This is a genomic window from Erysipelatoclostridium sp. DFI.2.3, assembly GCF_019132535.1.
GTDB lineage: Bacteria > Bacillota_I > Bacilli_A > Erysipelotrichales > Erysipelotrichaceae > Clostridium_AQ > Clostridium_AQ innocuum.
Window position 1 is genome coordinate 1 of the sequence record NZ_JAHOOJ010000047.1, and the last position, 5,582, is coordinate 5,582.

The 5,582-nt window shown below is 36.7% G+C and carries 6 protein-coding genes; all 6 read right to left on the reverse strand.

The features are described from left to right. Positions 1 to 198: 198 nt before the first annotated feature. A complete protein-coding gene (locus KSZ58_RS22230) occupies positions 199 to 561 on the reverse strand; it encodes a type II toxin-antitoxin system RnlB family antitoxin (protein ID WP_175627668.1) in 363 nt (120 codons plus the stop codon). Between the two features lie 72 nt (positions 562 to 633). After that, the gene (locus tag KSZ58_RS22235; RefSeq protein WP_217752946.1) at positions 634 to 2,091 is read right to left on the reverse strand and encodes a viroplasmin family protein; all 1,458 of its coding nucleotides are present in this window, start codon (positions 2,089 to 2,091) and stop codon (positions 634 to 636) included. A gap of 110 nt (positions 2,092 to 2,201) precedes the next feature. Then, on the reverse strand, positions 2,202 to 3,029 hold the full coding sequence (locus KSZ58_RS22240) for a CHAP domain-containing protein (RefSeq protein WP_217752947.1): 828 nt from the start codon (positions 3,027 to 3,029) through the stop codon (positions 2,202 to 2,204). 13 nt (positions 3,030 to 3,042) lie between these two features. Further along, entirely contained in the window at positions 3,043 to 3,354 is a 312-nt protein-coding gene (locus tag KSZ58_RS22245) for a hypothetical protein (protein ID WP_217752948.1), read from the reverse strand. Between the two features lie 3 nt (positions 3,355 to 3,357). After that, the gene (locus tag KSZ58_RS22250) at positions 3,358 to 3,573 is read right to left on the reverse strand and encodes a holin (RefSeq protein ID WP_217752949.1); all 216 of its coding nucleotides are present in this window, start codon (positions 3,571 to 3,573) and stop codon (positions 3,358 to 3,360) included. An 87-nt stretch (positions 3,574 to 3,660) separates the two neighbouring features. Next, positions 3,661 to 5,582, reverse strand: a 1,922-nt coding sequence (locus KSZ58_RS22255) for a tail fiber domain-containing protein (RefSeq protein WP_217752950.1), incomplete at its 5' end; no start/stop codon positions are given.

Sequence of the window (5,582 nt, forward strand, 5' to 3'; positions counted from 1 at the left end):
TTACTTACTTCTACCTATTTGAAACCCTTTCTAACGCTATATTTATGCTCTGTATAGACTTTTGTAGAAGAAAGTTCCACATTTTTTATTCGCCTTTTGAAAGTGGAATTTAACTTTTCACTTCAGCGTAAAATATTGTAAGCTCGATGTTTAACAAAAAAAGGCTACTCTCTGGTGTGGAGAGTAGTAAAATATTATCTAATAGCAATTCTTCATTTTTCTATCTAATATAATTTTTCTAATACTTGGTGAAAAAATTCTTGTTATACTCCCTAGAGAAGCACTGCTAAACAAAGTATACGCTCTTTCAAGAATATCACTATCTGCATCAAATTTCTTCATTTTATTAATTTCAATTTCACCATTGTCCAGTTTACAGTATTGAAATCTGTTAGATCTATTACCAACATAAACTAGCATATCAATTATAACCATATTAATATTAATATCTTTTAATGATTTATTATAATGATAAATATATTCGCTCAAAGGAATTGATGCATCAATAGGGACAATAAGCATAATACCTTTATCTATTATTTCATATTTAATGTCTTTCATTATTAATGCACCACCTTTCCTATGCTTTCAGTATACTCTAAACAATTTCAGATTATACCCTTTTTCTGTTAACTAGTCAAATTTGATAGCTTCATGAATTTCTTCTATAATATTTATTGCCTCGTCTTGAGATTCTACTATTCTTGTTGTAGTTGTACCATCAATAGTACTCAATAACTCTCCAAAATGCCCTATTGCATGTCTATTTCGATAATACACATTATATGCGTTTTCTAATTTTTCTTTATATTTTATGGTTTCGTATCGTCTTCCATTTAAGAAGAAAAGATCATCATCGTCTTTTTCAAAATAGCTTCCTATAGTTCCGTCTTTTCTGATATGTATTCCTTCTATTTCAAACAAATATTTAATCATACCTTCTAAAGCTCTGCATGCAGGAAAGATATAATGGCTATAGTCATATGCATGGTTATATTTTTTTTCGGATAGCGCAATTTTTTCCACAAAGGATTGCTTTACCAATTTTGTGGCATCTTCAGGGAAATCCTTAGGCAAATTTAGTTTACTCGTCATAAGCTCTATATCACTTAGTTGAATTTTCTTTTTATACATATCAGAATATGCTTTAACAAGATTAAAATCCGGTATCTTTTCAGTATAGTAAGAAACAAATAAAGAAAATAAATAATTAGGTTTACCTTGAACCAAAGTATTAGTATTTTTCATATAATAGCTGATTGTTAGTTTTTCTTTTCGATATTTTAGTTGAAATACATATTTCGTAGAATCTTGTCTGCTGTCAATCACAATATCTGGAATTTTTTGCATTTGCTTAATTATGCCTAGAACATCTTTTTCTCCTACATTCTGACATTTAAAATAAGACTCAGACATCTTAAACTGAGGTTTTGTATTTTTATTAATGGCTTCAGTCGCCAATTTGTCAGCTTGCTCATTATAATAAACTCCTGAATGCCCCGGCACCCAAACATATTCTATATTTAATATGTCAAGATAATCTTTTTTTAATTTATCAACAAACCAGGATGAAATATCTGATTTTGCATCCCATTCCTCATTCCCCCATTTTCCTATCCCTTTATAATCATGAAATATGGTAATATTTCCATAATTATTTGAGATAGCCCAATCCAAAGCTGATATAACTGCCATTACTTCTGGTGTTATATTGTTAGATTTTTGAAATCTCTCAGTTCTGACTATGTCACTTATTTCGTGTTTTTTTCCATCAGGTTCTAAAATATATATGCCATAACCTGCAATCTTATTTTTGCTATTAAAACCTCCATCAGTAAAAGCTACTACACGCCCTTCATTCAATTTGCAATTTACCATTTCATCATAATCAACCTTCAAAACTTTTTCTTCTTTTTTCTCTACTTGATTATCGATATCGTCATGTTGGAATTGTTCAGCAGCCGCTCTGGTACTAAAACCTTTGTATAATGCATCAGGAAAACCTTTTACATTTTTCTCACATTCATCCCATGATTCATATATACCTGGTATTACACCTCTAATCACCGCATAAAACTTATTTTTAGCCATATATATCCCCTCCTATTGTTTATAATTATATTATACATCATTTATTTCCATTTAAAATACAAAACAAAAAAATTACCACCCATCCCCGAAGGAATGAGTGGTTATTTTTCTTATTCGAGGTCAGACTTTCTAACCCAGCTCATGATTTCTTTTAGCAGCACCTTTTCACCGCTAATCTGCATGACTGTGTAAGTCGTACCTTTTACAAACGCTGGAATACTCTGCCCTGTTGCATATGTCTTTGCCGTCTTTTTAACTTTGACCTTTTTGCCGACTGCAATCACCGCAGCTGCGCCGGTCATCTGTAAATCGGATGTTTTAACCCATGACACAAGCTCTTTAATCAGCGCCTTACTGCCAAATACCTGCTGTACGGTATATGTCTTGCCTTTAGCCCATGCGGGGATTGTCTGACCAGTAGCGTACTTTTTAGCGCTGGACTTGATTTTGACCTTATTGCCCGCCTTAATGCCGGTAGTAGTAGGCTTACTGGTAGATGGTTTTGCTGCCTCTGCTTTCGGCAGTTTATCATGTACCAGGTATCCTAAAAATTTCATGCCCAGATATCCATTAGGGTTACCTTTCACATACTCAAAGCTTTTACCTCCATAGTTGGACTGGCTCCATGCGATCGTGTTGGTGTCAATAAGCTCCTCGCATACTGCAACATGTCCCCACTGTCCGGACTGCCAGATCATGAGTGCACCCTCTACAGCATATTTTGAGCGTTTAAAGCCGTCTGAGTAGTTGTCCCATAGCTCCTGTGCGCCGTTTACCCGTGGGCTATCCAAATACTCCTCTCGCCCTAAAATCTCGCTGATACGAGCTGTAGCATAGGTAAAGCAGTTCGGCATATTCACGCCGGTTCTGCGCACTGCCCAATCCATCCAATTACTGCCTGTCAATCCGGACAGGCTTGTTCTTTTCTTAAATGCCATTTTTTGTTTCCTCCTATATTTTTTCATTTTTTACAGGGCATTCTTCTTTTAATTGGTCTACTCTTTTCCAGAGAGCCTTAATTTCCATTCCCTGTTTTATCTGAGTTTCATTTATCCTTTCAATTTGATTATTCATTGATTTGATATCTGCTCTAGTCTCACTCGTTGTAGCACAAATTTGCTCTAATTTGACATTGGCTTTTATCAATTCTCGGCTTTCATCCCTTGTATCTTTTTTTCGATTACCAAAAAATGTTAGTGCTGAGAAAACAAAGAGTATAATGGTCATTAAAAAGGATAAGCTGATAGTCGTTTCTGGAGTCATAACTTACTCCGTTTTAGTATCCAGTTCAGGAAGTCCCGTTGCAACCGAAGTCAGCAGGGACAAAATCGCTGCTACTAAAGCGGTTGAACCTACCATAACCCAATCAATTTCCTGTAACATAGCCGTCGTACCTATAGTAGCTACTGCCGTTTGTGCAGCTGTTTTAATTGCTCTGATTCCTGCTGCCATTGCCCATTCCTTTAAGTTATACTTTTTCATTAAACAATTCTCCTTTCGCCTATTCAGGCATAATAAAAGAGCGTTTAACGCACGCCCATGCGAGATACCTTTGGATCACTTCCTTCCTCAGCGCCGTAAAGCGGATTTTGTATCAAATAACTCATTGTTTAAACGCACTATCTCTTCTCTCAATGTATCCACCCTCCTCTCTAATTCATTATTTTTGCTTTTTAAATCACTTAGTTCCCATGATACGGATAGTTCGCTATTTTTTACAATACAGTCTAGTTCTTGCACTGCTTTAGAGATATATGGTATGACAACTTCTGGATTTATCGCTAGTGTACCACCCAAATTCTCGACAAGCTGCGGATCTATTTCTTGTAAATTTTGCGCAATATAACCTATCGACCTTTGAAATCCTGTCTTTTTAAAGATAAAGGATTCATGCTTAAATCTCCTTATTGCATCAAGCCCGCATACATCAGTATCCATAATATTTGCTTTAATTTTAGCATCAGATACCCATGATGTTTTGCAATAATAATCTGCTCCTGTGACATCCTCATACTGTAGATAATCAGTGCTGCTATCAGGATGTCCATGATATATTTGTCTGATATTGCGAAAACCACCTCCAGTAACATTAGAAACGACCACGTAACCTTTTCCATTTTTAGGCTGAACTGGAAAGTTCGATGATCCTAAAAATATATGTCGCTCCGTCCAACCTGATGGATTTAAGCCAAAATTCAGTGTGTACCATGATGCACCGCTATTGCCGTTGATATCTGTTTGTCCCAATGATAAAAACTTTGCGCCAGTATCAGCAGATAGTAATATACCTCTGCTGGTACTGCTGGTGTAGGATGATGCAATTCCTCCACAGTGATTGTTATTGATAAACAAATCCATGCGCCCATTCCCTATAACTACTTTTGTATTTTCTGTTCCTAGACTCGTAAATGATCCAGTTAACAGTGCATCATCAGCTTTCAGCTTACCTGCATGTGTTACATAAAAAGGGGCACCTGTCATAGATTCAGCTGTGCTGCCTGCGTAGAAAGCATACATCCCGGCGCTTTGCATTACGGTATATTTTCCATCATTTATACCTATCAGTCTTGTTTCCTTGATACCAAATCCGCCTATCTTGCCAGAGTTAGCAGTTATCTCCCCTGTCATGGATAGATTCCCGCTTGTATCACCATACAGCACCCTACTACCAGCATTGTTATAAATGGATAACGCACCATTATTGACACGTAATCCCCCAGCGTTAATCACAACGCTCATATTGCCTGTTACTTCTGATTGTGCTGGTGCCCAGTAAGATGGGTCAATAGCCGCCGAATTAGCTTCACAGAGAAAAGGTCTATTAAAAGCTATGCGCCCTTTAAAATCTCTGCCATATAGATATACTCTTACATACTCTACTTCTTTATCTTCAACCTCTATATACTTGCCTACCCGCACCCATTTATGGGATGTATCTCTGACAGACCCTGAACTGCTGGTGCCATCGGTATAATATATATTGATAATGTAAGTTGCAAGCGGATTTGTAGGCCCTGCCACATAATCAGAGTTTGTCAAAAACTCTGTAGATATGTAAAAGCCTTTTACCTTGCGCCCGATATCTATACGCTGATACCAACTACTGCTCGCAGTTCCAAACGCAGTGGAATTAAGCCAAAGAGCACGCCCTGTGCTGCTTCCCCATGTCGTTGCTCTGCCGCCTGTACATGTCGACGCTAATGATTTGTTCCAACAAGCTGTATCATTTGTAAAATCAGAATTCTCTATGAGATTTATTCGATTATATGATTCCTTGATACCCACTGATAAACTATCCACCTTTTGTGTGATGGTTGAGCTTATGTTATTTACGGTATCCTTGGTCGCATATGTATCGCTTACTGTTGTTTTAAATCCGTTAACATCAGCAACCAAAGAATTAAGCTTAGTTGATGTATAAGATGCAGTGGATTCAATTGAAGACACTCTGCCAGTCAATCCATTTACACTTTGTTCAAACTGTGTCTGTT

Coding starts and splice junctions, on each gene's coding strand:
- KSZ58_RS22230 (WP_175627668.1), bottom strand. CDS start 561: ATGAAAGACATTAAATATGAAATAATAGATAAAGGTATTATGCTTATT.
- KSZ58_RS22235 (WP_217752946.1), bottom strand. CDS start 2,091: ATGGCTAAAAATAAGTTTTATGCGGTGATTAGAGGTGTAATACCAGGT.
- KSZ58_RS22240 (WP_217752947.1), bottom strand. CDS start 3,029: ATGGCATTTAAGAAAAGAACAAGCCTGTCCGGATTGACAGGCAGTAAT.
- KSZ58_RS22245 (WP_217752948.1), bottom strand. CDS start 3,354: ATGACTCCAGAAACGACTATCAGCTTATCCTTTTTAATGACCATTATA.
- KSZ58_RS22250 (WP_217752949.1), bottom strand. CDS start 3,573: ATGAAAAAGTATAACTTAAAGGAATGGGCAATGGCAGCAGGAATCAGA.